The organism is Ruminococcus sp., assembly GCF_024691275.1.
In the GTDB taxonomy this organism is placed as follows: Bacteria; Bacillota; Clostridia; order Oscillospirales; family Ruminococcaceae; genus Ruminococcus.
In genome coordinates, this window is the sequence record NZ_JAILNU010000073.1 from 1 (window position 1) to 25,816 (window position 25,816).

27 protein-coding genes are annotated in these 25,816 nt (G+C 44.0%); 10 read left to right on the forward strand and 17 right to left on the reverse strand.

Going from position 1 to position 25,816, the window contains the following annotated elements; genetic code table 11:
• Window positions 1-489 precede the first annotated feature (489 nt).
• Window positions 490-975: a sigma-70 family RNA polymerase sigma factor gene (locus K6G33_RS08495; protein ID WP_296778315.1), complete on the forward strand. Its 486-nt coding sequence runs from the start codon at window positions 490-492 to the stop codon at window positions 973-975.
• A gap of 4 nt (window positions 976-979) precedes the next feature.
• Window positions 980-1,762, forward strand: a complete 783-nt coding sequence (locus tag K6G33_RS08500; protein WP_296778317.1) for a zf-HC2 domain-containing protein — start codon at window positions 980-982, stop codon at window positions 1,760-1,762.
• 32 nt (window positions 1,763-1,794) lie between these two features.
• Here K6G33_RS08500 and K6G33_RS08505 read toward each other — a convergent pair whose 3' ends face one another.
• The 6 genes from K6G33_RS08505 to rsxC are packed head-to-tail and all read right to left on the reverse strand — an operon-like array spanning window position 1,795 to window position 6,593.
• Window positions 1,795-2,586, reverse strand: coding sequence for an RnfABCDGE type electron transport complex subunit B (locus tag K6G33_RS08505; RefSeq protein ID WP_296778319.1), 792 nt, complete (start codon window positions 2,584-2,586; stop codon window positions 1,795-1,797).
• 13 nt (window positions 2,587-2,599) lie between these two features.
• Window positions 2,600-3,178, reverse strand: coding sequence for an RnfABCDGE type electron transport complex subunit A (locus K6G33_RS08510; protein ID WP_173449885.1), 579 nt, complete (start codon window positions 3,176-3,178; stop codon window positions 2,600-2,602).
• Window positions 3,175-3,849 (reverse strand): electron transport complex subunit RsxE, encoded by a 675-nt coding sequence (gene rsxE, locus K6G33_RS08515; RefSeq protein WP_296778323.1) that lies wholly within the window; start codon window positions 3,847-3,849, stop codon window positions 3,175-3,177. The genes K6G33_RS08510 and rsxE overlap by 4 nt, the downstream gene beginning before the upstream one ends.
• Entirely contained in the window at window positions 3,842-4,369 is a 528-nt protein-coding gene (locus K6G33_RS08520) for an FMN-binding protein (RefSeq protein WP_296778326.1), read from the reverse strand. Before K6G33_RS08520 ends, rsxE begins: the two co-directional genes overlap by 8 nt.
• Window positions 4,359-5,300: an RnfABCDGE type electron transport complex subunit D gene (locus tag K6G33_RS08525; protein ID WP_296778329.1), complete on the reverse strand. Its 942-nt coding sequence runs from the start codon at window positions 5,298-5,300 to the stop codon at window positions 4,359-4,361. The genes K6G33_RS08520 and K6G33_RS08525 overlap by 11 nt, the downstream gene beginning before the upstream one ends.
• 15 nt (window positions 5,301-5,315) lie before the next feature.
• Window positions 5,316-6,593 carry an electron transport complex subunit RsxC gene (gene rsxC, locus K6G33_RS08530; RefSeq protein ID WP_296778332.1) on the reverse strand — a complete coding sequence of 426 codons (1,278 nt, stop codon included), beginning with the start codon at window positions 6,591-6,593 and terminating at the stop codon, window positions 5,316-5,318.
• Between the two features lie 242 nt (window positions 6,594-6,835).
• Here rsxC and K6G33_RS08535 point away from each other — a divergent pair, with 242 nt between their 5' ends.
• Window positions 6,836-7,672, forward strand: coding sequence for an ATP-binding protein (locus K6G33_RS08535; RefSeq protein ID WP_296778334.1), 837 nt, complete (start codon window positions 6,836-6,838; stop codon window positions 7,670-7,672).
• A 35-nt stretch (window positions 7,673-7,707) separates the two neighbouring features.
• Here K6G33_RS08535 and K6G33_RS08540 read toward each other — a convergent pair whose 3' ends face one another.
• From K6G33_RS08540 to K6G33_RS08560, 5 genes are all read right to left on the reverse strand, one after another.
• The gene (locus K6G33_RS08540) at window positions 7,708-8,334 is read right to left on the reverse strand and encodes a hypothetical protein (protein ID WP_296778336.1); all 627 of its coding nucleotides are present in this window, start codon (window positions 8,332-8,334) and stop codon (window positions 7,708-7,710) included.
• Window positions 8,285-9,532: an ABC transporter permease gene (locus K6G33_RS08545; protein ID WP_296778339.1), complete on the reverse strand. Its 1,248-nt coding sequence runs from the start codon at window positions 9,530-9,532 to the stop codon at window positions 8,285-8,287. Before K6G33_RS08545 ends, K6G33_RS08540 begins: the two co-directional genes overlap by 50 nt.
• Window positions 9,532-10,428: an ABC transporter ATP-binding protein gene (locus K6G33_RS08550; protein WP_296778341.1), complete on the reverse strand. Its 897-nt coding sequence runs from the start codon at window positions 10,426-10,428 to the stop codon at window positions 9,532-9,534. The genes K6G33_RS08545 and K6G33_RS08550 overlap by 1 nt, the downstream gene beginning before the upstream one ends.
• A gap of 78 nt (window positions 10,429-10,506) precedes the next feature.
• On the reverse strand, window positions 10,507-11,643 hold the full coding sequence (locus K6G33_RS08555) for a HAMP domain-containing sensor histidine kinase (protein WP_296778343.1): 1,137 nt from the start codon (window positions 11,641-11,643) through the stop codon (window positions 10,507-10,509).
• Complete coding sequence (locus tag K6G33_RS08560; protein WP_296778345.1) at window positions 11,631-12,302, reverse strand: response regulator transcription factor; 672 nt, start codon at window positions 12,300-12,302, stop codon at window positions 11,631-11,633. Before K6G33_RS08560 ends, K6G33_RS08555 begins: the two co-directional genes overlap by 13 nt.
• 173 nt (window positions 12,303-12,475) lie before the next feature.
• Between K6G33_RS08560 and K6G33_RS08565 the strand changes: the two genes are divergently transcribed.
• The 3 genes from K6G33_RS08565 to K6G33_RS08575 all read left to right on the forward strand — a co-directional run bounded on the left by K6G33_RS08565 (window position 12,476) and on the right by K6G33_RS08575 (window position 17,595).
• Window positions 12,476-13,345 carry a hypothetical protein gene (locus tag K6G33_RS08565; protein ID WP_296778348.1) on the forward strand — a complete coding sequence of 290 codons (870 nt, stop codon included), beginning with the start codon at window positions 12,476-12,478 and terminating at the stop codon, window positions 13,343-13,345.
• Between the two features lie 91 nt (window positions 13,346-13,436).
• Window positions 13,437-15,761 (forward strand): ABC transporter ATP-binding protein, encoded by a 2,325-nt coding sequence (locus K6G33_RS08570; RefSeq protein WP_296778351.1) that lies wholly within the window; start codon window positions 13,437-13,439, stop codon window positions 15,759-15,761.
• A 34-nt stretch (window positions 15,762-15,795) separates the two neighbouring features.
• On the forward strand, window positions 15,796-17,595 hold the full coding sequence (locus K6G33_RS08575) for an ABC transporter ATP-binding protein (RefSeq protein ID WP_296778377.1): 1,800 nt from the start codon (window positions 15,796-15,798) through the stop codon (window positions 17,593-17,595).
• A gap of 144 nt (window positions 17,596-17,739) precedes the next feature.
• Here K6G33_RS08575 and K6G33_RS08580 read toward each other — a convergent pair whose 3' ends face one another.
• The 6 genes from K6G33_RS08580 to K6G33_RS08605 all read right to left on the reverse strand — a co-directional run bounded on the left by K6G33_RS08580 (window position 17,740) and on the right by K6G33_RS08605 (window position 23,650).
• Window positions 17,740-19,665, reverse strand: a complete 1,926-nt coding sequence (locus K6G33_RS08580) for a serine hydrolase (RefSeq protein WP_296778352.1) — start codon at window positions 19,663-19,665, stop codon at window positions 17,740-17,742.
• Between the two features lie 14 nt (window positions 19,666-19,679).
• Window positions 19,680-20,459 (reverse strand): ABC-2 transporter permease, encoded by a 780-nt coding sequence (locus K6G33_RS08585; protein WP_296778355.1) that lies wholly within the window; start codon window positions 20,457-20,459, stop codon window positions 19,680-19,682.
• A gap of 11 nt (window positions 20,460-20,470) precedes the next feature.
• Window positions 20,471-21,184, reverse strand: coding sequence for a hypothetical protein (locus K6G33_RS08590; RefSeq protein WP_296778357.1), 714 nt, complete (start codon window positions 21,182-21,184; stop codon window positions 20,471-20,473).
• The gene (locus tag K6G33_RS08595) at window positions 21,153-22,037 is read right to left on the reverse strand and encodes an ABC transporter ATP-binding protein (protein WP_296778360.1); all 885 of its coding nucleotides are present in this window, start codon (window positions 22,035-22,037) and stop codon (window positions 21,153-21,155) included. Before K6G33_RS08595 ends, K6G33_RS08590 begins: the two co-directional genes overlap by 32 nt.
• 3 nt (window positions 22,038-22,040) lie before the next feature.
• Window positions 22,041-22,412, reverse strand: a complete 372-nt coding sequence (locus K6G33_RS08600; RefSeq protein ID WP_296778363.1) for a GntR family transcriptional regulator — start codon at window positions 22,410-22,412, stop codon at window positions 22,041-22,043.
• Between the two features lie 350 nt (window positions 22,413-22,762).
• On the reverse strand, window positions 22,763-23,650 hold the full coding sequence (locus K6G33_RS08605; protein ID WP_296778365.1) for a LysR family transcriptional regulator: 888 nt from the start codon (window positions 23,648-23,650) through the stop codon (window positions 22,763-22,765).
• Window positions 23,651-23,863: 213 nt separating this feature from the next.
• Between K6G33_RS08605 and K6G33_RS08610 the strand changes: the two genes are divergently transcribed.
• From K6G33_RS08610 to K6G33_RS15270, 4 genes are all read left to right on the forward strand, one after another.
• Complete coding sequence (locus tag K6G33_RS08610; protein ID WP_296778368.1) at window positions 23,864-24,046, forward strand: hypothetical protein; 183 nt, start codon at window positions 23,864-23,866, stop codon at window positions 24,044-24,046.
• A gap of 23 nt (window positions 24,047-24,069) precedes the next feature.
• Window positions 24,070-24,237 (forward strand): cyclophilin-like fold protein, encoded by a 168-nt coding sequence (locus K6G33_RS08615; RefSeq protein ID WP_296778370.1) that lies wholly within the window; start codon window positions 24,070-24,072, stop codon window positions 24,235-24,237.
• 19 nt (window positions 24,238-24,256) lie between these two features.
• A complete protein-coding gene (locus K6G33_RS08620) occupies window positions 24,257-25,423 on the forward strand; it encodes an iron-containing alcohol dehydrogenase (protein WP_296778373.1) in 1,167 nt (388 codons plus the stop codon).
• A gap of 87 nt (window positions 25,424-25,510) precedes the next feature.
• Entirely contained in the window at window positions 25,511-25,720 is a 210-nt protein-coding gene (locus K6G33_RS15270; protein ID WP_367270494.1) for a hypothetical protein, read from the forward strand.
• Window positions 25,721-25,816 lie beyond the last annotated feature (96 nt).

A 25,816-nucleotide genomic window follows, 5' to 3' on the forward strand; every position in this document is an offset into this window, starting at 1 on the left:
AAATCCAGATATACTTGAAGAGCTCCTGCCGTGGAATAGATCTGTACAGAAAATTTGTAAAGCATTATGAGCAATAGTAATCCCCGAGCCGCAGCTCGGGAATCTTTCATTTACAGGTGGTATGTTATTGAGCGGTTACGATCAAACGGCAATAGCCTTTGATCGGGGCGTTTTTTTCAAAAGGATAGAAAAAAAGAATGAGAGCCATTAGGGGGGAGGTTCTCATTCTTAATAAGGGGATATGAGATTGTCATTTATGAAAGAATGACTTTCCATAAATTATTATAGCATAATGCAACCCATATAGCAAATATAAAATATCAATACCTATATATATTTTGTTTATATTAAGTTACACAAGCAAGCAATTTACATTTATTTCATATTTTGGAGATTTTTTGTAAATATTAGTTTTTCTTGTAACGTTATGTCTTCTCAGTGTACTAACATAATAGAAGCTTCTGAAATTATCTTAAAGGAGGGCAGCAGATGAATAAAGAGATCGAAGAATATTATATGCAATACGGTCAAAAGGTATATGCCTACCTTATAAGCATATGCCACGAACCTGATACCGCACAGGAACTTACTCAGGAAACTTTTCTGCAAGCTCTTCGCTCACTTGACAGATTCGATAAAAAATGCTCTGTTTGCACTTGGCTCTGCCAGATAGCAAAGTTTTTATGGCTAAAAGAATTAAAGCGACGTAAATTCCACCCGTCAGCTTCACAAGAACACGATCTTTCCGCGCTTGATATAAGCATAATCTCTCCGGATGACAAAGTGGAAAGCTCAGATACGAAAATGTTTATTATCAAGCAGATCCACGAACTGCCCGAACGTGATAAAGAGATTATTTTGCTGAGAGCTACAGGGGCTATGAATTTCGAGGAGATAGGTCAGCTCTTCGGAAAAAGTGCAAGCTGGGCAAGAGTTACGTACTACCGTGCAAAACAAAAGCTGAGAAAGGAGTAATACTATGAAATGCGAAATAATAAAAGACCTTCTCCCCCTCTACTGCGATAACGCCCTTTCAGATGTAAGCAAAGAAGAGATCGAAAAGCATATTGCCGACTGCGAGGACTGCCAAAAGACATACGAGGAAATGAAAAACGGCGATATAAAGCTCGATACAAAGTCAAAGGACATAAAACCTATGACTAAGGTCAAAAGAAAGATAAAAATAACAAAGATACTGTTTGCTGTTTTCGTTGCTGCATTTTTTCTTTTAGGTACGGCATATGAGCTTTTCTGCGCTCATCCCGTGCTGACAAAATCTGATAATATATCCTGCTACCCTACTATAAACCACACAAACGACGTATATCATTATTTTGATGACATCAACGTTGAGGAAAAAGATATTGAAATACCAATCGGCAGCAAATTCGAGATTGACTCTTACAACAACGCGATATATCTTGACGGAGAAAGGCTCGTTGATGAATATGGGAACAATCTTCCTGCAACAGGAGTTTTATATCATGCAGGTGATCTTAGAATATATATCAACGTTGACAATATGCTCTCTGCTCTGAAATACCGCATAGATCAGACATATAACGGAAATGCTGTATCGGCAAGGCTCGAATTCAGACCATGTCTCCCATTCAGGCAGAATATTGACGAATTGACTAACGTTGACGGATTGGTTTGGAGCGCTCCGATGCGTGATATATCCGAGGGCTCAACACTTACGATACATTGTCGTGATAAAGACATAAAGCTTGATCTTTACAAACTTGCTCAGGAAGCCGAATAAAACGAAAGCCGCAGAATTTCTGCGGCTTTTTCTTATGCTTCACAGGTGTGAATTACTTTTACAGGGCAGGCTGCCATACAAGCTCCGCAATTGGTACACTTGTCGTAGTCGATAGACGCATGGAAGTCTGTAACGGTTATTGCTCCGTTCGGACACTTCTTCTCACACATCTTACAGCCGATGCAACCGTTTTTGCAGGCAAGCTTTGTTGCCTTGCCATTGTCTTTTGATGAGCAGAGAACGTCGATATGCTTTGCAAGAGGCTTTATTGATATAAGCTGATTCGGACAGGCTGATGCACACTGTCCGCAGGCTCCGCAAAGAGCAGGTATCACCTTAGCAATGCCGTTTACAACCTTTATAGCATCGTGCTCGCAGACGCTTACACAGTCTCCAAGACCGATACAGCCGTATTTACAGGTACCGTTTCCGCTGTAGAAACGCTTGACAGCCTTACAGGACTGCACACCGTCAAACAAAAATGCCGACTGTGTGGCATTGCAGTCACCGCTGCAATGCACAACTGCTGTCATAGGAACGACTTCTGCTGCCGCTGTACCAAGTATAGCCGCTATCTTTGCTGCTGCATCTGCTCCGCCCGGACGGCAGAGATTTGTTGCAGCTCCCTTTTGTACGATAGCCGCTGCGTAGTCTGCACAACCTGCATATCCACACGCACCGCAGTTAGCCTGTGGTAGAGATTCTCCAATCTTTTCTATTCTCTCATCAACTTTTACATAGAACACTTTAGCAGCGATAGTCAGAAGTACTCCTGCGAGGATTCCGCAGCCGCCAAGTATAAGAGCAGGTATAAGATAAGTCATCTGTTGCACCTCCTCAGTTAAACAGTCCCGAGAAGCCCATGAAGCTTACGGAAACTATCGAAGCGGCGATAAGTGTAGCAGGAACTCCCTTGAATGTCTCGGGAATATCTGCGTATTCAAGCTTTTTGCGAACGCCCGAGAAGATAACAAGTGCAAGCATGAAGCCTAGACCTGCACCAAGTGCATTCACTATGGACTGTCCGAAGCTGTAGCCATTGTCGATATTAAGCACAGTTACACCAAGAACAGCGCAGTTTGTAGTAATAAGAGGCAGATATACGCCAAGCGAGCTGTAGAGCGATGGTACACACTTCTTGAGGATATTCTCCACAAGCTGAACGAACAGGGCGATAATAAGTATGAATACGACAGTATCGAAGTATTCAAGATGATTCGGAACAAGTATGCCGTGGTGTATCGGATAAGTAACAAGGGTCGCGCATATCATTACGAAAGTAACAGCGATTCCCATACCTGCGGCACTGTCGAGTTTTTTCGATACGCCAAGAAAAGGACATATTCCCATGAACTTTGAAAGAACGAAGTTGTCTGTCAGCATTGCCGACAGAAGTATTACGAGCATTGTTTTCACTGACAGTCACCTGCCTTTCCGCATTTTTCAGCATTTGGACAGCCGCTGCAACCAAGCTCCTGAGGAGGCTTCTTGTTGGAAAGCTTATTAACCAGTGCAATTATTACACCTAAGGTGAAGAATCCACCTGCCGGCATTATGAACAGCAGCATTGGCTGCTCGCTGATAACAGGTATCCTGAAGCCTAACCACTGTCCTGCACCGATTATCTCACGCACAGAACCCATAAGGAACAGTGCCAGCGTGAAGCCGATACCCATTCCTATAGCGTCGCAGGCTGATGCCACGACACCGTTTTTGCTTGCAAACATTTCAGCTCTGCCGAAGATGATACAGTTTACAGTGATAAGTGTGAGGTAGATTCCAAGGCTGTCATAAAGGCTTGGAACAAAGCCTTCAAGCAGGAATCCTATAAGAGTTACGAAGCTTGCGATAACAACGATGAATGCAGGGATACGCACTTTGTCCGGTATCACCTTTCTCAGCGCTGATATTACGATATTTGAGCCGAGAAGCACGAATGTGGTCGCAAGTCCCATACCGATACCGTTTGCCGCCTGAGTTGTTACGGCAAGTGTAGGACACATTCCGAGGAGCATCACAAGTGTAGGATTCTCCTTGATAATTCCCTTTGTTATCTCTTTTGTAAGAGGTGTTTTATTTTCAGCCACCGAGTATCGCCTCCTTATTTTCGTTATATGCTTTAAGTGCGGTATCTACTGCGTGTTTCATGCCCTTTGAGGAGAATGTAGCACCGCTTATTACGTCAAATTCTTCCTGTGGTTCTGTCAGACCGTAGAACTGCTTGCGAAATTCTTCCTGATCGCGCACCTTTGAACCAAGCCCCGGAGTCTCGCCCAGTGATACGAATTCGATACCCGAAACAGCTCCGTTCTCGTCTATACCAACGAGGATATTTATGCCGCCCTTTGAATAGCCATCGGTACATACCTGAACAACGGTCTTTTTATCGGGAGTAACAGCAATGGTTTCAACTTCGTCAAGCTTGCACTTCATATTGATGATCTTGCTTTCGGTCTTGCCGAAAAGAGCCTCGACGCTGCTGTTGAATTTCTCTGCTTTCTGTTCAGCTATCCTGTCCTTTGTGAGCTCGTAAGCAAATACAAGAAGGAGTGATGCAACTACGCAGATAACGGTCAGCACAAGAGTAGGTTTGATCTTATCCTTCATGCTTTTCAGCCTCCTTTGCGCCGAGCACCTTAGTCCTTGTAAGCTGCTCTATGTACGGAGTAAGCACATTCATGAGAAGTATCGAGAAGGAAACTCCCTCAGGATAAGAGCCGAAGCGTCTTATAACAAATGTTATGATGCCGCAGCCAAGTCCGAATACTATCTTGCCCTTGTTTGTGATAGGAGTTGTAGCATAGTCTGTAGCCATGAAGAATGCTCCCAGGAACACACCGCCTGCAAGTATCTGGTATACAGGATCATCTCCGCCTATCCAGCTGAGAACGAAAAGGCTTCCGATGAATGATAATGGTGCAGCAAGTGAGATTATCTTTCTTACCGCAAGGAAAAGTCCGCCGATAAGAAGTCCAAGCGCACACACCTCACCAAGACAGCCGCCTGTATTTCCGAGGAAAAGGTCGAGATAGGACGGAAGCTCTCCGCCGTTTTTGGCAAGAACAAGCGGAGTTGCCGATGATACCGCATCGTAGTCGCGCTCCATAGGCTTTATCCAGCGCGTCATCTCTGACGTGAAGCTGACCATGAGAACGATACGTGCAGTAATGGCAGGATTTGCGAAGTTCTGTCCAAGACCGCCGAACAGCTGCTTGACTATGACTATCGCAACAAATGAACCTATAACAGCCATCCAGTACGGCAGGGTCACAGGCAGGTTCATCGCAAGTATAAGTCCCGTAACTGCTGCTGACATATCACCAACAGTATTATCGCGCTTCATAATTCTTCGGCAGGCATACTCAAAGAAGATACAGCTGCCTATACATACAGCAGTAAGGGGTATAACGCGAAGTCCGAAGAAGTATACCGCAACTCCCCATGCAGGAAGAAGTGCGATGATAACATTCAGCATGATATTTGAAGTTTTTATGTAGTTCTCGTCGTGCGGTGACGGCGAAACGATTAGCTTATTCATTATCTCTCCGCCTCCTTACTTTCTTGGAATAAGCATTTTGGCAAGCTGGTTCGTCTCTGCAAGCTTTCTGTTTGCAGGACAGACATATGTACAGCTTCCGCAGTTCATGCACAGCAGTACCTTTAGCTGCCTGAGCTCGTCTATATTGCGTATCTTATATGCTCTGTCGATATCAGCAGGCATAAGTCCGAGAGGACACACACGTACACAGCGTCCGCATCTGATACAATTTGAAGTTTTTCGCTCATCATAGTGATTAAAAGCAAGAAGGGCATTTGAAGTCTTTACAACAGGCATATCCATATCAGGTACGCTCATGCCCATCATAGGACCTCCTGCAATGAGCTTCTTGACAGAATCTATATCGGTTTTGCAGAATTCAAGGAGCTCCCTGAATGAAGTTCCTATAACGCAGCTTACATTCTTAGGTTCGCTTACAGCATTTCCGTCTATGGTAAGTCTTCGCGTTACGAGGGGCATACCTGTCTGCATATAACGGTACAGAAAAGCGACAGTGGATACATTCATAACGATAACGCCCGCATCTGCCGGAAGAGAGCCTTCATTGACTATCCTGCCCGTTGAGTTATAGATTATTACCTTCTCAGCACCCTGAGGGTAAGCAGACGGCAATGTTATGATGTCGATAGTATCATCGTTCTCAGCCATTTCAGTGAAATTCTTTATTGCCTCAGGTTTATTGGCTTCAATAGCAAGCTTTGCGCTCTTTATGCCGAGCTGAGACTTCACCATATTGATACCGTTGATGATGTCCTGCGGATTCTCCATCATTTCGCGGTAATCAGCCGTGATATAAGGCTCGCACTCCGCAGCATTGATGATAAGTGTATCTATATTGTTTTTGGGATTCAGCTTGATATGCGTCGGAAAGCCTGCACCTCCCAGACCGCAGGCACCACTCTCGCGCACTGCCTTTATGAAGCTTTCCTTGTCAGTTACAACAGGTGGCTTCACTTCATCTGAGACTGTCTGAAGTCCGTCAGTCTCTATCTCTGCCATTTTGCAGACAACTCCCATAGCGTTTCGATAGTCGGATAAAGCTGTCACCTTGCCCGATACTCCCGAATGTACAGGGGCACTGAAAGGTGCATCGGTGTCACCGATCTTTTGTCCGACCTTTACCTCGTCACCGACTTTTACAAGCGGCTGACAAGGAGCGCCCATTGTCATGGACATTGGTATCCTTACCTTAGCAGGTACAGGAAAAACCACAGTAGAGCTGTTTTCCGTATTCTTACGGTGCATCAGCTTAATACCGTTCAGTTTTCTCATAAATTTCTCCTCGGATCTAAGCAGTTCAACTGCCGAATTGTTTGAATGATTTTACGTTAAACCATATGTATGAGTAAAAAAGCCCACACAAATATTATTATACATTATTTTAAAGTACTATTCAAGAGTTTTCTACAAAAAATAAAAACTTTCTTAATTTTTATTAGTTTATGCTTCTATTGACTTTGACTATTTTTAGTTGTATAGTATATAGTGTTATTATAAACAGGTAGGTGATATTAATGAATACATATATCGAACGCTCCATTACAGGAGAATTCAGCAAGTCAATATGGTCAAAATTCCGAAAAGGCATTGAAAAGTACAAGCTTATAGAAAACGGAGACAGGATCGCTGTCTGTATCTCAGGCGGAAAGGATTCCATGCTTATGGCAAAATGCATACAGCGCCTGCAAAAATACAGCGAACTAAAATTCAGTGCCGAGTATATCGTCATGGATCCAGGATACAATATCGAAAACCGAAATCAAATTATCGAAAACGCCAATACCCTCGAAATACCTGTAAAGATAATGAATACCCGCATTTTTGAGTCAACTGCCAAAGCCGAAAAGCACCCCTGCTTCTTATGCGCAAGGCTGCGCCGCGGCTGGCTTTATAAAACTGCTCAGGAGCTCGGCTGCAATAAGATCGCCCTCGGTCATCACTTTGACGATGTCATTGAAACTATACTTATGGGAATGCTCTACGGCTCACAGTTTCAGACCATGATGCCAAAGCTCCACAGTGAAAACTATCAGGGGGTACAACTCATCAGACCCCTTTACCTTGTTCGTGAAGCTGATATAATTAAATGGTCGGAATACAATGACATTCACTTCATACAGTGTGCCTGTCGGATAACTAAAAGCGAAGGCAGTTCCAAAAGGGCAGAGGTAAAGCAGCTGCTCTCACAGCTTCGAGCAAACAATCCTGCTGTTGATATGAATATCTTCCGCAGCGTCGAAAACGTTAACTTACAGACACTTATATCATATCACCGCGGCAGTGACTATCATCATTTTCTTGACGACTTTGACGAGGGTCTGAGCATCAAAGGCACAAATAATTTCAAATGAAAAAGGCTTTTGCATCTGCAAAAGCCTTTTCCTGTCTATTGTTTTTTTATAAGCTTCAAATACCCGAAAGTAATGGATATAAGCACGAGCGAAAGCATAATAAGCCATTTTTTCTCCTCAAAACTCCCCTGCATCATTGAAAACAAGTAAAATACTCCCATTTTCTCCTTGAGTGTGAAGTTTATCATGTAGTAAAAAAGCGAAGCCATATAACCGATTATAACATTATCTGCGACTCCTGCCGCAAAAAAGCCTATCGCTCCGAGCAGGACTGCACTTGATAATGTCCCTGAAAAAAGCCGAAACGTTACCTTTGAATCGCAGTGCTTCATGTACAATACCGAACAGCCGATCAGCACAGCAAGAACTGCAAAAGAAAGTATCAACCGTATCAGGCAGATAAAATAATAAGCAGTCTTTTTTGAACGTATCACATCACGTATACTTTCATTCTGCTCCGGCATGAATATCGGAGTAAGCAAAATACAGCCAATAAGTGAAATTATGACCTCCAGCGGCTGTGCAGCCTGACGCTCATTCAGCTCTGCATAGCTGAAAAATACAGGTGCGGTAAATACAACGGCTGCGGCTATAAGGTAGTGTATGATAAAATTATGCTTTACGTCTGAATATGCCACCCTTGCCAAAGAACACAATGCCATTGAATTTTCCTCCCCTCTTCATTTCATACACAAATACGGTGAGCAATACCATTACCAGCGAAAGCATCAGATAGAATATACGATTAAAGACAAAATTATCATAATTTGCCATAAAATCCGCTCTGTGCATCAAACGGTTATGGCGGCATATAAACGTGAATTTGCCGATATTTCCATATAGTGCTGCATCTGACATCATCAGACTGCCGAACCAGAATATAAACTGTACAAGTATAGCAGCTCCCGCTGAGAATATCTCGGAAACCAGCATTCCCACAGCTGTAGTCATTGCAATATTAGGCATGAGCCATGCTCCTGAGACAGCAAAAAATCCCGTAAAACTCGGATCACTTCCGCTATACATATACATTATCTTCGCCGCAGACAGCACCGCACACAAGAATACAGGTATTATCATAGTCGCAAAAAGTGCGGCAAACCTTGTGAAAACAAGCTTGAACGACGACACCTTGCGCGAGTAAACAAGCTCCTTCATCTTTCCGCGTCTGTCAGCTGTTATAAGAGCTGCCGCAACGAATACAGGAACGAATGCAAGGTCAATGCCGAGATAGTCACTGAACAGTCTGCCGTATGCAATCGAGATATGATCCTTTTCGATAAAATCGTTATACTGTTCCTTCAGCTCCTCCTCTGTCATTTCCACCTGAGAGAAATTATACGCAAGAGCTTCGGGCTTATAGTCAGAACCGCCGCCAAGGATATCGTTAACATCTCCCATTATCTCAACGAACCGTTCATATGTAACGTCTGTTTTCAGCGGAACATCTTCTACATTATATTCTGCATAATCAGTTGTTCCGTGACTTATATAATACTTAACATTTTGATCTTTCAGCGCTTCTATCTCGTCGCTGCTGAGTCCGCTGAGTTCGGTTATATACTTCTGTATCTTCCTGCTATTTGCGCTGTTAAGGTGAACAGACTTGAAAAAGCCGTAAGGATAGCAGATATATGAATTTGATAAATAACAGCTTGTAAGAGAATCAAGCGCAGCAGGCATTATAAGCTCGGGATCACCTGAGGATTTGGTTTCTTCACAAGACATACAAGCTGTTTCGTTCAGAGGAGCATCAAGAACATCCCAGTACTGCGTCCAGAACATCAATACCACTAATACAGAATATATTATAAAAGTAACCGAGCGCAGCAGTTTCTTACATTCCTTTATAAACAGCATTACTCCTCACCTCCCTTTACGTCACAGCCGCTGCTGTGAAGGCAGTACATATACGCTGCTTCAAGGTCGGGCTCCGTGAGTACAGCATTGGGAAGATCGGGCTCGGAGTCGGATACTATCCTGACTGTCGTATACTCAGTCTGTGCAAGCATACCTGTTACTATATATTCTTTTTTGATCTGCGGCATGAACTTTTTCTCCACATTGACAGTATATACGTGTCCCTCTGCTTTTTTTACAAGCTCGCTCACTGTCCCGCGCCAGAGTATCCTGCCCTCGTCCATTATGGCTATCTGTTCGCAGGCAGCTTCGATGTCCCCGACTATATGCGTTGAAAGAATAACTATCCTGTCTTCTGCGACCTCGCAAAGAAGGTTCCTGAAGCGTATGCGCTCTTCAGGATCAAGTCCTGCCGTCGGCTCGTCAACAATGAGCACCTTCGGATCATGAATAAGCGCCTGAGCGATACCAAGTCGGCGTTTCATACCGCCTGAAAGCTGCTTCACCTTTTTATGTCGGTGTTCAATAAGATTTACTCGGCGCAGAAGAGAAGTCACGCGCTTTTTCAGGTCGCCACTTTTCATTCCCGAAAGTATCCCAAGATATTCAAGAGCCTCATCAGTCCGCATTGAAGGATACATTGAGAAATCCTGCGGAAGATATCCTGTTACAGCACGAATCTGACCAGCCTTTTCAATTGGTATCCCGCAGACAGTTATCTCTCCTTTTTTCTTCTGATGAAGTGCCGCAAGCATTTTCATTAGAGTTGTTTTTCCTGCACCGTTTCTGCCAAGAAGTCCGAACATACCTTTTCCGATAGTCAGATCAATGTTATAGAGTGCCTGTTTGTTGCCGTAAAACTTATCGACGTTCTTTATTACGATGTTGTTATCCATTTAATCGCCTCCAAAAGAAATGACATGATAAGCTTTTTCCTTATCATGTCATTATAATAATCTATGAATTTCAACTTTTTATCTACTTTTGTGATTTTTTATCGAGAAAGATGCAGTGACGTTTCCACCGCCGTTTTCGCCGTTTTTTACTTCAATATCACCACCGCATTTCCTGCAAAGGAGCCTGCAAATATATAATCCAAGTCCGAAATGCTCCTTGTTTTCCTCCTTGTCATCACGGTAAAAAGGCTGCCATGCTTTTCTGAGAGCTTCATCAGAAAAGCCCTTTCCGTCATCATTTACTGCAATGAAAAGCTTTTCATAACCGGCATTGACCGTGCATTTTATCGTTCCGTCGGAATAACGCACTGCATTTGATACAAGATTCTCAAAGACCTGCATAACTAATTCACGGTCGATAAAGATCTTTTCATCGGTGGTGTTCTGCGTATCGAAGACAAAACTGCGATCACCGCACAGAAGCTTTCCTGTTTCGCTGAGCTGAGCGGTTATCTCAGAAAGGTCAGTATCTTTTCCATCGGGAACTATGTCTTCAAGCTTCTGTACCGAATTCATTTTCTCGGTATAGTGCTCCAGCCTTGATATCTGGTCGCTCATTTTCTGCAATATCTCCGACTGCTTCTCGGGAGCAAGCTTGCCGCTGAAATTCCTTACAAGCTCCGCGTACCCCTTCAGCACAGTTATGGGAGTGCGAAGATCATGGGAAAATGCCGAGTTGAGCCGCTTACGTTCTTCAAGAGACTTCCAGAGCTCATAGTTGCTCTCGTAGAGATTTTTGCGCATCTCCTCAAAAGAACCGCAAAGCTGTCCCAGTTCATTTTTGCAGCTGCTCTCAACCTTGAAATCAAGATCGTCGCTGAGTATCTTGTCAGCCGCATCTTTCAGGACATCTACAGGCGCTTTAAGCTCCATGCGGTAAAAACGCCTGAATGTATACCATAGACAAAAAACCGACCACAATGGTATCAATACATATTTTGCTGCTCCGATAAGCATAAGTATGCAATGCTCCGATTGTTTGTCAGATGTGAATACATAATATCCCATACGGTCGATGAACCTTGAATTGCACCAGTTATAGAGATATTCCAGTACGCTTTCTATCACAAAGCAGCCTGCTCCACAAATCATCATGCACGGTATGAGGTACTTTACAAGTGAAGTATGTATGCTTTTTCCGTCTATTTTACCCATTTATACCCCATTCCCCAGACCGTACCGATATGATGATCTTCTCCGAATTTTCCGAGCTTTACCCTTATTCGCCTGATATGCTCCGCAATAACAGAGCTGTCCCCTTCCGCGTCATATCCCCATATTTTTTCGTAGATGCGTTCCTTGTCGAAGACCTGTCCCGTATTCAGTGTAAGAAGCTCGATAATGCGGAACTCTTTGTTCGCAAGGTCTACTTCCTTTTCACCGACGCAAACAGTCTTCTCGGTATAGTCAATAACGACATTTCCGTAAAATCTCACATTCTTTACAGTATTGTCCCTGTGATCGCGCCGTATATGAGCTGCAACACGCGCTCCAAGCTCGTCAAGTGAAAACGGCTTGATAATATAGTCATCTGCACCTGCCGAAAAGCCTCTTATCTTGTCCTCATCTTCTACCTTTGCGGTAAGGAAAAGTATGGGACAGCTCACATGATCGCGTATCCTGCTGCAAACCTCTATTCCGTCACCGTCAGGCATATTCACATCAAGAAGTATTATATCAGGCGAAACAGAAGCTGCTTCAATAGCCTGAGCGCCGCTGTAAGCCGTGTAGACACAGTATCCTGCAAGTTCAAAATAATCCTTCAGCAAACTCACAACGTCTTTTTCATCATCTGCAATAAGTATCCTGTACACGTCAGCACTTCCTTTCGTACAGATATTACCTCAGAAATATCAACTTTCTATCAACTTTTATTATACAGCCAAAGTAAAATATTGTCAATTGACGGCAGCATTGTCATATGTTATAATAATCATATACTCTTTAAAGATAATAATTATAAAAAGCTGTCAGGGGGGGGTAAACTATGTCCAGACTTATTTCGGACAAATTCAAAGACTGGCAAAAATTATGCGATGAACGCTTCAGCAAACTGAAAAGCAATGAGGAGAAGCTAAATCGCTTTTTTATTGCTCTTTACGGTATCGGCGATGAAATAAGCGCAGAGGTCAATGACAATGATGTTACTGTAAGACGTGCTGATCTTCAGCGTGAGATAAAAAGCCTGATAAGCTTTGCCGTTGGCTGTATTTTCGGGAGATATTCCGTTGATCGTGACGGACTGTGCTATGCAGGCGGTGCATGGGACGGCTCTGCGTACTCAACTATCATACCATGTCCCGATAATATCATGACTCTCAATGACAGCAAAAGCGGACTGACTGCCGCAGTAACAGATTTTATCGAAAAAGTGTACGGAAGTGACACACTTGATGCTAACCTTGAATTCATCACGGAAGCTCTCGGCGGCAGCGGCGATGCACAGACCTTTCTTTATAATTACCTTAAACGATGCTTTTTTGCCGATCACTCCAAAACTTACAAGAACCGCCCGATCTACTGGCAGATAACCTCGGGGCGTAAAAATGCTTTTACGGCATATATGTATCTTCACCGCTATAACAGCAGCTTTATAAATGTGCTCCTCGAAAAATACGCTCAGCCACATTATGAAAAGCTCAGCAAGTCACTTGATGATCTCAGAAAAGCTCATAAGCTCACGACAGGAGCTGAAAAGGCTGCTCTCCGAAGAGATATAAGCCGCCTGCAAACTCTCCTGCTTGAAATGGACGGCTTTATACATCGGCTCGATCTCCTCTCAAAACAAAACATAACCATTGATCTTGATGACGGAGTAAAGGCAAACTATGAGAAATTGAGAGAAATTCTTGTATAAACAGCTCTCCGATTCCATAAAACCATGCTGCCTTGACTTTTATGTATTAATAATGTATAATTAGCGCTGAATAAAACAAAAGGAGGATATAATGAAAAGAATAATAGCAAATTTAGCACCATACTGGCACATCGTCATGATAATCCTTGTGCTGCTCGGTGTACAGGCGTACTGCGAGATAGCTCTCCCTCAGTACACATCCGACATGATCGACGTTGGTATCCAGAATCACGGCATAGAGTACGTCCTGCCTGAGAAAATGACAGCTGATGATATGAAGTACTCAATGCTGTTCATGACTGATGAAGAAAAGTCAGAATGGACCAACTGCTACACTCAGTGCGGAGACGAACTGTTCAAGAGAACAGCCCGCGAAAGCTCACTCAAAAAACTCAGCGACAAGTTCCTGATACCTGTAACTCTCTCATATCAGACAGGCAATATGAGCGAGGAGCGTTTCAGAGCCACTATAAAAAACTCAATGCAGGCTGCTCCGGACAAGGCTCCTCGGGAACTTGATATCGACAGCCTTACTCTTGACGAGATAAGCGAATATATGCACACCGACCTCAATATCCACGAGGCTGAAAACGAAAAAGGCGTTGCAACAACTTATGTTGATATGCGTCCTGTAATGGAAGGACTTATCGAAAGCGGTCAGATGAATTCGGAACAGATCTCCGAAATGCGCGGTCAGCTCGAAAAGACCTCCTCCACTATCGGCAGCAATACCATGAGATCTATGGGACTTGCATTCGCTGTTGCAGCTGATAAAGCTGCGGGTATAGATGTGGATTCCATACAAAAAAGCTACCTCTGGAAGCAGGGCTTCAAAATGTTCGTCATGGCTGTATTTATGCTCGCAGCTGCTGTATGTGCAGGATTTTTCGCAGCCCGTACAGGTGCAGGCATAGGACGTGACCTCAGAGCCAAGGTCTTCAAAAAGGTCATAGGCTATTCCAATACCGAAATAGATAAATTTTCGACCGCTTCACTCATTACAAGAAGCACAAATGATGTTCAGCAGATACAAATGGTAACGGCTCTGCTGCTTAGAGTACTGATGTATGCTCCTATCCTCGGCATAGGAAGCGTTATCAAGGTCATAAACACAGGTGCGAATATGGGTTGGATTATAATTGCAGCTGTATCAATAATCCTTATGTTCGTGATGGTTCTCATGCTCGTTACGCTTCCTAAATTCAAGGTAATGCAGAAGCTTGTTGACGGACTCAACCTTATTTCACGCGAAATACTCACAGGACTCAGCGTTATAAGAGCCTTCGGACGGGAAAAGGAGGAGGAAAAGCGCTTCGACAAAGCCAACACCGAACTCATGCGCACTCAGCTGTTCACAAACAGAGTAATGACCTTCATGATGCCGGGTATGATGCTGGTAATGTACGGCGTTTCCTTTACGATAGTATGGGTATCTGCTCACAGGATAGATGCAGGTGATCTTCAGGTAGGTGCAATGACTGCATTTATCACGTATTCCATGCAGATAGTAATGTCATTCCTCATGCTCACGGTAATGTCCGTGCTTCTCCCCCGTGCAGGCGTTGCAGCCGACAGAATAGACGAGGTACTTAAAACAAACACAACTGTACTTGAACCCGAGATCCCTGAAAAGATCACCTCCTGCACAGGTACAGTCTGCTTTGATAACGTTTCATTCAAGTACCCCAATGCCGAATCAAATGCCATTGAAAATATCAGCTTCACAGCTGAAGCAGGCAAAACAACTGCTATCATCGGCAGTACAGGCTGTGGAAAAACTACACTCGTCAACCTTATCCCACGTTTTTATGATGTAACGGAAGGAAGTATAACCGTTGACGGAGTAGATGTACGCAAGCTCTCAAAATCCGACCTTCGCAGCAGGATCGGACTTGTACCGCAAAAGGGTGTGCTCTTCTCGGGTACGATAAGCTCAAACCTTAAATTCGGCAAGGAAGATTCGACAGATGAGGAAATGCAGAAAGCTGCCGAAATTGCTCAGGCAATGGAATTCATAGAGTCTAACGAGGAGAAATTTGAACGCGCCATTTCTCAGGGAGGAAGCAATGTCTCATGCGGTCAGAAACAGCGTCTCGCCATTGCACGAGCTATTGTAAAATCTCCCGAGATCTACATCTTCGATGACAGCTTCTCGGCGCTTGACATGAAAACAGATGCCGCACTCCGCAGAGCACTCGGCAGATATGTAAAGAATTCTGCTGTTATCATCGTAGCACAGCGTATAAGCACCATAATGAACGCTGAACAGATACTCGTGCTCGACGAAGGAAAACTCGTAGGCAAGGGCAATCACAGACAGCTTATGAAGAACTGTGAAACATACAGACAGATCGCAAACTCACAGCTTTCGGAAGAAGAAATTGAAAAGAGCATCGGAGGTGAGGATAATGAGTGAAAATAACAGACCTGCTGCTCGTCCCCACGGTCATATGGGCGGAGGAAGATTTGCTCCCGGTGAAAAACCTAAAAACTTCAAAGGTTCAATGAAAAAGCTCATATCTTACCTTGGAGCATACAAAATCGCTATATTGATCGTAATGATACTTGCCGCAGTCGCTACTGTATTCTCTGTAGCAGGCCCTAAAATAATGGCAAAAGCTACAAATGCTCTGTTTGACGGGCTTATGAGCAAAATTGCAGGTACAGGCGGCATAGATTTCGGATATATAGGAAAGATTCTCCTCTTTACCCTCGGACTATATATTTTCAGCTCTGCTGTAAGCTTTGTCCAGGGCTGGATAATGACAGGCATCTCACAGAAGGTCTGTTATCGTCTTAGGAAGGATATCTCGGAGAAAATAGGCCGTATGCCTATGAAGTATTTCGAGAGCCGTACATACGGCGAAGTTCTTTCCCGTATAACCAATGATGTTGATACTCTCGGCACTACACTGAATCAGAGTATTACTCAGATAATCACTTCTACGGCAACTCTTATCGGTATTATTGTAATGATGCTTTCCATCTCCCCGCTGATGACCCTTATATCTATCGTTATACTTCCTGTTTCCGGTGCTCTGCTCTCGTTTGTCATTAAAAAATCACAGAAGCATTTCCGCACACAGCAGGAATATCTTGGACATATTAACGGCCTTGTCGAGGAAACCTTCAGCGGTCACACTGTAGTTCAGGCTTTTAATAAAGAACAGAAAACTATCGACGAGTTCTGCTCAACCAATGATGTGCTGTACAAGTCGGCGTGGAAGTCGCAGTTCCTTTCGGGAATAATGATGCCCGTTATGTCATTCGTCGGAAATATCGGTTACGCAGGTGTGGCGATATCAGGCGGTATGCTTGCAATAAAGGGCGTTATCGGAATAGGTGATATACAGGCATTTATCCAGTATGTCAAGCAGTTCACCCAGCCTATACAGCAGATCGCTCAGGTAATAAATCAGGTGCAGTCTATGACGGCTGCTGCCGAAAGAGTATTTGAATTCCTTGATGAAGAGGAAGAAGAACAAACAGTCGAAAATGCTGTTATCCCCGAAAATGTACAGGGAAATGTTTGCTTCGAGCACGTTTCGTTCGGTTATGATCCTGAAAAGATCGTCATAGGCGACTTTAGTGCAGATATAAAGGCGGGACAGAAGATCGCTATCGTAGGTCCGACAGGCGCAGGCAAGACTACGATGGTTAAGCTGCTTATGCGTTTTTATGATGTAAACAGCGGAACAATTTCCCTTGACGGTACTGATATCCGCATGATACCGCGTAAAGAACTGCGTAAGAGCTTTGGTATGGTATTGCAGGACACATGGCTGTTTCACGGTACTATCATGGAGAATATCCGTTACGGCAGACTCGATGCTACCGACGAAGAAGTCATCGTAGCTGCAAAGGCTGCCCATGCTCATCACTTCATACAGTCGCTCCCGAACGGCTATGACATGGTTTTGAATGAAGACGCAAGCAACGTATCACAGGGACAAAAGCAGCTTCTTACAATTGCAAGAGCTATTCTCTCGGATTCGAGGGTAATGATACTTGATGAAGCTACTTCATCTGTCGATACACGTACAGAGGTTCTCATACAGGACGCTATGGACCACCTTATGAGCGGAAGAACAAGTTTTGTCATCGCTCACAGACTCTCAACGATACGCAATGCCGATATGATTCTTGTAATGAAGGACGGCGATATCGTTGAACAAGGCAATCACGAAGAACTCCTTGCAAAGAACGGTTTCTACGCACAGCTTTACAATTCTCAGTTTGAAAGTGCATAAAAAAGTTCTCCTCTGATTTCAATAGTTTGTCTTCTTGTAACCTGAATATCAGCATTAAAGCCTGTATTAGCAGAAATGTTAATACAGGCTTTTCTTATAATTATCGTTTCGCACAAATTGCTGTTGCTATACTCATTCGGGTATTCAGCAGCACCAGAAGTTGTACATCTCGAAAAAGAACATTGCGGATACTGTGATAAGATTTCCCGCAAAGCATGACAGGCTGCGGATCCTCCCGTAAGGCAGCTTCTTTTTGGCTATGAAGGAGTAAGCGGCAGCAATAAGCGCAAGTCCGCAGACTGCAAGGCATACAAACTGTATAATACCAATGACTGTTCCCTCAGTCTTGGTGAGACCGTCGTTGTCTCCTTTCACGCGAATAACAACTATAGATATCATTGCTGCGAGTGATATTATCTTTGCAAACTGTCCTGCGGTTATGATGTGGGCAAATGACAGAGGAGCTGCCTTGTGTGCCTTATTGAGCTTCCGCTTTGCAAGGAGTATGAAAAGTGAAGCAACTCCGCAAAGCATGAAGCCTGCAAGGAGACAGAGCTTAGGCACATAATGCTTTATTTCAAGGTATTCCGAGCAGCTGTTTACTATGCCCCGTGTGCCGTCAGAGTTATAGACTATGCCATATATACTGTCATCGTAATAATCTTCGGAATGATATTCAAGAAATACATCATCAGCAACCTTTGCAGCGTTTATATTATCAATCGAGAATGCGTCCATATATAATATGAATTTTCCCATACCTGCTGCATGGGTACGTGTGTTTGAATAGTATCCGCTGTATGGTGTCATATCTGCTTTTTCGTAATCTTCGCCGATATATTTTTGGGCCTTCAATCTGCCGAAAACAGATGCACATAAAGAATTCGGGAAATCATCGCCGCAGTTTGAAAGACCTACGACTCCGAACTTTGATACGGGATCAAATTCCATATTTGCAACGCAGCCAAAGGTCGAACCCGTATGTCCGAAGGTGCGGGTATAGTTGTATTCCTTGACATCAAAGCCATAGCTGAAGCAGGGAATATCCGTGTTTCCGTAAAATGACGAGCCTGACAGGAGCTTCTCCTGAGTTTCGGCATTCTGGAACAGTGGGTGATCGTCGTTTACAAAAGCCTGTGCGTAAGTTGCAAGGTCGCCGAGAGTACCCGTTATCGCGCCGCAGGGGTAAAGCTGATCGTTAAATAGACAGGTGCCCTTGGACTTGTATTCTTCTATCATCTCGTCCTCTATTATTCCGTATTCATTTTCTATATAGCTTTTATGCAGGGACGTTTCATAGCAGATCGTTTTCAGACGCTGCTCTCTTACCCACGGATTATCGGTAAAGTCGGGACCTGCTGTGGTGTGCTCCATACCGAGTGGCTCAAAGATATTCTTGTGGACGTACTCAACATAATCCATACCGCTGACACGCTGAACGATAAGTCCTGCAAGAGCAGCTGCCCAGTTTGAGTAGGAAGCTACCTCACCCGGTCGGTAGGTCTGGGCTGGCTCGGTATTTCTGAGAGCTTCTTCAAGTGACGGCATTGCAGCCATATCCGCTGATGTAGAGTCGTAGAACTTCTCGCACCAGCCGCCCTTGTGGTTCATTATGTCCATAAGGGTAATGGGATCGTCGTATTTAAGGTGGCGGAAAAAATTATCGGGGAGATATGTGCGGATATCAGCTTCAAGGTCAATTTTCCCCTGTTCCCAGAGCTGCATGATGCTCACCCATGTAAAGGTCTTGGAGATGCTGCCCCATTCAAACACGCTGTTTTCGTCGGCAAGTGTGTGCTCCTCGATGTTTGTGCAGCCGTAGTAACGGGTATAGAGTATCTCGTCGCCGTGGAAAATAAGCTCCACATGAGCGTTGGATTTGTCTCTTTTTTTGATATTGTAGGGATGTGCGTCTATTTTTTCCTGAATTTTTATAACAGAGCTGACTGGTACTCCCGACGGAAATTTAATATCACCGTCATCTTCTGCAAAAGCACTGAATGGCTGAGTGCAGACTGTAAGCACCGCTGAAGCAATGATAGCGGCAGTCCTGCGCAGTATTCTTTTCATGTATATCCACCTCCTCAGAGCTCACGAGCTTCATAGTCCACTACCGAGGAAACGAGCTGATAGAGGGTGAAGCCGAAGCCGATAAAGATCAGTATTATGCTGAGCAGCATACCGTTCATGGGTGTTGCAAGTGCAATGAGCATATTTACAAGCACGATAAGTGCAGGCTTCAGTATATCTATATTGAATATAAAAATAATTCCGGCTGATACAGCATAGAATATTGCAATTCCGCCTAAGAATTTAAGAAAGCTTTTCAGCAGGTTGTTGTTCTTGCTTGAAATCCCGTTTTTGAAGTATCTCCTGTGCTGACCTGCCATGACCATGAGTGTAACAGCGAAAATAAACCAGAATATTGAGTTCTCCATAGCCTTCATCTGTATACCAGTACCGAAACCGCTTGATACTTCGTATAAGTTACTTATGTCCTTAGAAATCATAGAGGTGTGGAAATCACTGAATTTTTCCATTATAAGGTACAGGATAAAAATAATTATTGAAAAAACGGTATATATTCCCGTAGTCAGAGCAAAACGGGAAATTACTATGCTTTTTCGGTCAGTGGGGATAACAGTGAATATTTTTCCTGCATTATGAGTCTTTTCTGCCATTGTAATAAAAGGTACGAGCATAACTCCCAGCACAATTATGCTGAATACCATGAATAAGGCTTCTGTGATCATTCCAATGACTACAAATGCAGCAGTCAGCAGGAAAATAAGGAAGAATATACCCTTGTTCCTGCCCTTTGCCGATATGAGATCGACTCGGATGAGATCAATTATCTTTTTCATATTTCCCCTCCTTAAAGCTCTTTGTATGAAGCCTTTTTGACTGTAACCGCGCAGAACAGGTATGCTGCGGCTAAGGTGACTGCATTGAGTATGGCGATGGACAGCCATTTGCCTGCCGAAGTCCGCGGCAACAGTATATTCTTTAATGCTTCAAGCTTCTCGTTGTATATCATAACAGATATGAATGTTACAGCGGCAGCAAATACAGCCACTATTATTATAAACTCACGTATGGCGGTCTCCATATTTTTGACCTCCGAGCGCATCTGCACAAAACAGAGAACTATAGTTATGAAGGCAAATATCGCAGCTGCAAGCAGATAAAGTTTTTCATATCTGCTGTACGGGATTCCAGAGAATCTTCCTGCTATATACGAAAGCTTTTCGGGGAGTATCTTGTAAAGCGATGAGATCCTGCATATGAACAAACACAGAAAAGAGAGCAGTTCGCCTATGAACATAGTAACGAACATTTCAGTAAAAAGTGCCTTTATTACAGAGCTTCTGCGGACAGGCAGCATTCCGTAGAGCCTTTTGCAGCTTGAATTGTTGATTCCCTGTATTGGCGCTATGATCATTACAAAGTTCAATCCACAAAGGATACCAAAGGTGAGACCGAACAGTGAGGCTATAATGCTTACTACGACAAATATGGCTACATAAGGCACAGTGAGACTGCTGACTGAGATAAGGTCAAACCTTATCATTTTCATTATGTCGTTCATATTTCTCCTCCTTTGCAACATAGACCAATATCTCGTCGATGTTAGCCGTTTCTGTCTCAAGCTTGTCGGTGACTTCACTCAGATACTCGGTGCTGAGAAGTGCGTCAAAGCCGTTTCTGTAGCCGTGGAAGCCTATGCATTTTTCACGCAGTGCAGAGGATATGTCCTCCTCAGCACCTCTGAGAATAACATATTTCTCGCTGAGTTCGTCCTTAGTTCCCGTGAACAATACTCTGCCGTTGTGGAGTATGGTAACGTAATCTGCGATACGCTCTACATCAGATGTGATATGTGTGGAGAAAAGGACGCTTCTGTTTTCGTCCTCGATATACTCCGCAAGTATATCAAGGAGCTCGTCACGGGCAACGGGATCAAGACCGCTGGTCGGCTCATCGAGTATCATGAAGTCAGCTTTGTGCGAAAGTGCAATGGCTATCATAAGCTTCATTTTCATGCCCTTTGAGAAATCACCGACACGCTTGTTGTTCGGAAGTCCGAAAGATTTAAGACGACCTGCGAATTCCTTGCTGTCCCAGTCCTTGTAGAAGGGCTTCAGCTGTTTTTCTATCTGTTTTGCAGTGAGGTGGTCTGCAAGGTAAAGGCTGTCAAAGACTACGCCAAGCTTTTCCTTTATGGAGATAGTGTCTTTAACGCTGTCAAGACCGAAAACGCTGATCTTGCCGCTGTCTATATTAGCCATATTGAGTATGGAACGGATAGTGGTGGTCTTGCCGGAGCCGTTTTCACCTACAAATCCCATTATATACCCCTTTGGCAGGGAAAAGCTGACATCTTTAAGTGCAAAGCCGTCATAAGCCTTGTTAAGTCCTTTGATCTCAAGAATGTTCTCCATAAATCATTCCTCCATAAATTTTTTTAGTGCGGCGATGATCTCATCGTCGGAAAGCCCTGCGTTTCTGCCATTCAGTACAGCTTTCTCGAACCCTTCCTCCATTTCACAAAGCATTCGCTCACGCAGCAGTTCGTTGTTGCGCGGAGCAACAAAGTATCCCTTACCTGTGACGGAGATGATGAAGCCCTCCTCGGCAAGGTCGTTGTAAACTCTTGTAGTGGTGATAACGCTTATTTTCAGATCTCTTGCAAGCTGGCGGATAGACGGCAGCTGCTCGTCCTCGGTTACGCTTCCCTCAAGTATCTGAGCTTTAATCTGCTGCTCTATCTGTTCGTAGATAGGCAACTCGGTTTTATTCTTTATAACGATCTTCATAGCGCGCTCCTTCGTTATACTGTATATATTCTTGTATATACAGTATAACATTGTTCCGGAAGTTTGTCAATACCTTATCTGTAAAAATATTTTCATTCACACAAACTATGATATACAGGCTGTTTAACATCAAAAAAGCCTGTATCGGCATCTCTGCTAATACAGGCTTTTATTTTATCTATTAAAATGCAGCCATAACTGTGCGTGTGACGCTGAAACTTCGCAAATGCACACGAAAAATGGTCATATCACCATTGATCTGTTATTCTTACATCTGAAAAGCGAATATTGAAACGCCACACTCTCAAGAGAAGTTCTGCTCAAACTTGATAAAATGAGTTTTTTATATACTATAATAAAGCCGATATGTCTTTTCTGAACTGTTCCAGAAAAGTAACGGCTGCCTTTGAAAAGACAGGATAGCGTTTCCAGATAAAGCTGCATACAGCCTCCATGCGCGGTTCAAATGGACGGAAGCAAAGATCGCTGTCACCGCTGACATTGATAATGCGGTCGAGTGTGATCGCTGTTCCTATTCCCTCATTGACCATTACCGAGGCGTTGTATATAAGATTGTACTCGGCTACAATATGAGCATCAGGAGTCTGTTCGGCGATAAGCTCGGAGATCATGATAAGGTGATTCAGCTGACGCGGAATAATCAGATTAAGTCCCATCAGATCGGCGATCGTAACAGTTTTCTTCTGTGCGAGCGGTTCGTCACGGCGCATCAGTACTCCCCATGTGTCGTGCAGAGGTATCTCAATGGCTTCGTACTTTGTTCTGTCGATACTGCCGAATATCAGTCCAAAATCCAGCAGTCCCCGTTCGAGCTTTTCCAGTACATCCGTGCCGTTGCCGCTGAAGAAACTGTAGCGGATATCGGGATAGTCCGTTTTCAGATTATGAGCTGTATCGGCTATGAGCTTTATGGCGTAGGTCTCCCCTGCGCCGATATAAACAGTACCCGAAACGCTGTCCTTGCTCTGCCTTACCTCCTGCTCCGTTTTGTCCATAAGCTCCACTATCTCCTCAGCGCGTTTGCGAAGTATCATTCCATCCTCTGTAAGAGAAACGCCCTTGTTTGATCGGATAAGGAGAGTTTTTCCAAGCTCACATTCAAGCTCCTTTAGCTGACGTGACAGCGTAGGCTGTGATAAAAACAGTCTCTCCGCTGCTGTGGAAAAGCTCTGTTCTCTTGCAACTGCGAGGAAATATCTCAGTACACGAATATCCATACATTCAGCCCCCCTTTTTCAATATCATACCATGATCGTCTATAACTGTCAAGCATAGCTGTGTATTCGATATAAGTATTTGTAATTTGCCAAATACTTTGATATAATAAAGACAACAAGAGATATGAAGGTGTCAATATGAAAGAAAGCATCAGACAAAACCTTATCGACGCAGGCTGAGATGATTAGTTCATCGAGGATTTCGCAGCTTGTATGAATAACGAGAAGAAATGTGAGAAAATGAGAAAGCTGATAGGTTCTGTCATTACATATGAAACTTTCAGGATCTTAACCCGAATAAGCAAATATGCTCTTGTTGAACTGCTGAAACAAGGCGATATGACAATAAATATGAGCGATCACTCAAACTTTGAAGAGATCGGAGAAACGCCGTAAAGCTTAACGACGAACAGCTCGATATGGATTACTGCGACCTTACCCTTTATCACAGACACCGCTTTGTGATCTGCTATGACAAGAACTCGTGGAACTTCACAAAACTCGGATATATAGACAACATCACACAAAAAGAATCAAAGACGATCTTAGGCGAGGGCAGTGTAACAGTCGCGCTCTCCCTGAAATAATAAAACGGAGGTAATTATCATGTTAGGAAATTTCAGCTATCACAACCCGACAAAGCTCTATTTCGGAGAGGATTCTCTCAGCAATCTGAAAACTGAGCTTGCAAACTACGGCAAGAACATTCTGTTTGTGTACGGCGGCGGTTCGATCAAGAAAAGCGGTCTGTATGACGAGATAATCACTATCCTAAATGAGTGCGGCAAGAATGTTGCAGAGGTCGCAGGCGTTATGCCGAACCCCACGTCGGACAAGCTTAACGAGGGAGTTGCTATCGCCCGTGAACATAAGACTGATTTTATCCTTGCAGTGGGTGGCGGTTCTGTCTGCGACTTCTCTAAGGCAGTTTCAGTCTCGGTCAACTGCGGCGATGATCCGTGGGAGAAATACTTTATCCGTTTTGAAGAACCGACCTGCGAGATCGTGCCTGTGGGCTGTGTGCTGACTATGGCTGGCACAGGTTCGGAGATGAACGGCGGTTCTGTCATCACAAATCACGAAGCAAAGCTGAAGATCGGTCACGTTTTCGGTGACGATGTGATGCCGAAGTTCTCTATCCTTAATCCGAGATACACCATGACGCTCCCGAAGTATCAGATGGCGGCAGGTATCTACGATATTCTCAATCACATATGCGAGCAGTATTTCTCAGGCGAGGACGACAATACCTCCGACTACATCAGCGAGGGACTTATGAAAAGCCTTATCCACTCAAGCCGTATCGCTGTGGAGAATCCGCAGGACTATGAAGCACGTTCAAATATCATGTGGACTGCGACATGGGCGCTGAATACGCTTGTTTCCAGAGGAAAGTCCGAGGACTGGATGGTGCATATGCTCGGTCAGGCGGTGGGGGCATACACGGACGCTACTCACGGAATGACGCTTGCAGCGGTATCTCTGCCGTATTACAGATATATCATGCCTTACGGCTTGAAGAAATTTGCGAGATTTGCTACAGAGGTATGGGGAGTATCTGCCGAAGGCAAGACCGATGAACAGCTTGCAAACGAGGGACTTTTCGCTATGGAAAGCTGGATGAAGGAGATCGGACTTGTAATGAATATCTCCGAACTTGGTGCGACTGAGGATATGATAGAAGGCATTGCCGACGCAACTATTATCCTGAACGGCGGTTACAATGTGCTTGACCGTGATGAGATAGTGCAGATATTGAAAGCAAGTATGTGATACTATGAGCATCACAGTAAATATCTAATATACCGTCGGAAACCGTAACGCTCGTAAATTCATCGAGGAAATGGTGAAAGCGGCACAGTGGACAAGATACAAAACGAGGAAGGATATCTTCGTTATGACTATTTTCAGCCATTTGATGAGCCCGAAACGGTACTTCTGATAGACCTGCGGTTCTCTGCAAACACATCAGTCAGTGAACTGAAAAATATTGAGGAGAACCTTTCTGAGGAAAGGTTCTCCTCGCAGCCTGTCCACAAAGCCCCTCTGCGAGCAACGCAGAGGGGCTAATTACACAGAATATCAGGCAAAAACAAGATCAGAACACAAAAATGGGATATATACAGTATAAAACAACGAAGGCTGACGATCCTTTCTGAGGTGGAT

Coding starts and splice junctions, on each gene's coding strand:
- K6G33_RS08495 (WP_296778315.1), top strand. CDS start 490: ATGAATAAAGAGATCGAAGAATATTATATGCAATACGGTCAAAAGGTA.
- K6G33_RS08570 (WP_296778351.1), top strand. CDS start 13,437: ATGAAAAGAATAATAGCAAATTTAGCACCATACTGGCACATCGTCATG.
- K6G33_RS08575 (WP_296778377.1), top strand. CDS start 15,796: ATGGGCGGAGGAAGATTTGCTCCCGGTGAAAAACCTAAAAACTTCAAA.
- K6G33_RS08590 (WP_296778357.1), bottom strand. CDS start 21,184: ATGAACGACATAATGAAAATGATAAGGTTTGACCTTATCTCAGTCAGC.
- K6G33_RS08555 (WP_296778343.1), bottom strand. CDS start 11,643: ATGGGTAAAATAGACGGAAAAAGCATACATACTTCACTTGTAAAGTAC.
- K6G33_RS08545 (WP_296778339.1), bottom strand. CDS start 9,532: ATGCTGTTTATAAAGGAATGTAAGAAACTGCTGCGCTCGGTTACTTTT.
- K6G33_RS08535 (WP_296778334.1), top strand. CDS start 6,836: ATGAATACATATATCGAACGCTCCATTACAGGAGAATTCAGCAAGTCA.
- K6G33_RS08600 (WP_296778363.1), bottom strand. CDS start 22,412: ATGAAGATCGTTATAAAGAATAAAACCGAGTTGCCTATCTACGAACAG.
- K6G33_RS08520 (WP_296778326.1), bottom strand. CDS start 4,369: ATGAAGGATAAGATCAAACCTACTCTTGTGCTGACCGTTATCTGCGTA.
- K6G33_RS08615 (WP_296778370.1), top strand. CDS start 24,070: ATGGATTACTGCGACCTTACCCTTTATCACAGACACCGCTTTGTGATC.
- K6G33_RS08540 (WP_296778336.1), bottom strand. CDS start 8,334: ATGGCATTGTGTTCTTTGGCAAGGGTGGCATATTCAGACGTAAAGCAT.
- K6G33_RS08505 (WP_296778319.1), bottom strand. CDS start 2,586: ATGACTTATCTTATACCTGCTCTTATACTTGGCGGCTGCGGAATCCTC.
- K6G33_RS08585 (WP_296778355.1), bottom strand. CDS start 20,459: ATGAAAAAGATAATTGATCTCATCCGAGTCGATCTCATATCGGCAAAG.
- K6G33_RS08605 (WP_296778365.1), bottom strand. CDS start 23,650: ATGGATATTCGTGTACTGAGATATTTCCTCGCAGTTGCAAGAGAACAG.
- K6G33_RS08565 (WP_296778348.1), top strand. CDS start 12,476: ATGTCCAGACTTATTTCGGACAAATTCAAAGACTGGCAAAAATTATGC.
- K6G33_RS08525 (WP_296778329.1), bottom strand. CDS start 5,300: ATGAATAAGCTAATCGTTTCGCCGTCACCGCACGACGAGAACTACATA.
- K6G33_RS08550 (WP_296778341.1), bottom strand. CDS start 10,428: ATGGATAACAACATCGTAATAAAGAACGTCGATAAGTTTTACGGCAAC.
- rsxC (WP_296778332.1), bottom strand. CDS start 6,593: ATGAGAAAACTGAACGGTATTAAGCTGATGCACCGTAAGAATACGGAA.
- K6G33_RS08595 (WP_296778360.1), bottom strand. CDS start 22,037: ATGGAGAACATTCTTGAGATCAAAGGACTTAACAAGGCTTATGACGGC.
- K6G33_RS08500 (WP_296778317.1), top strand. CDS start 980: ATGAAATGCGAAATAATAAAAGACCTTCTCCCCCTCTACTGCGATAAC.
- K6G33_RS08620 (WP_296778373.1), top strand. CDS start 24,257: ATGTTAGGAAATTTCAGCTATCACAACCCGACAAAGCTCTATTTCGGA.
- K6G33_RS08610 (WP_296778368.1), top strand. CDS start 23,864: ATGAATAACGAGAAGAAATGTGAGAAAATGAGAAAGCTGATAGGTTCT.
- K6G33_RS08580 (WP_296778352.1), bottom strand. CDS start 19,665: ATGAAAAGAATACTGCGCAGGACTGCCGCTATCATTGCTTCAGCGGTG.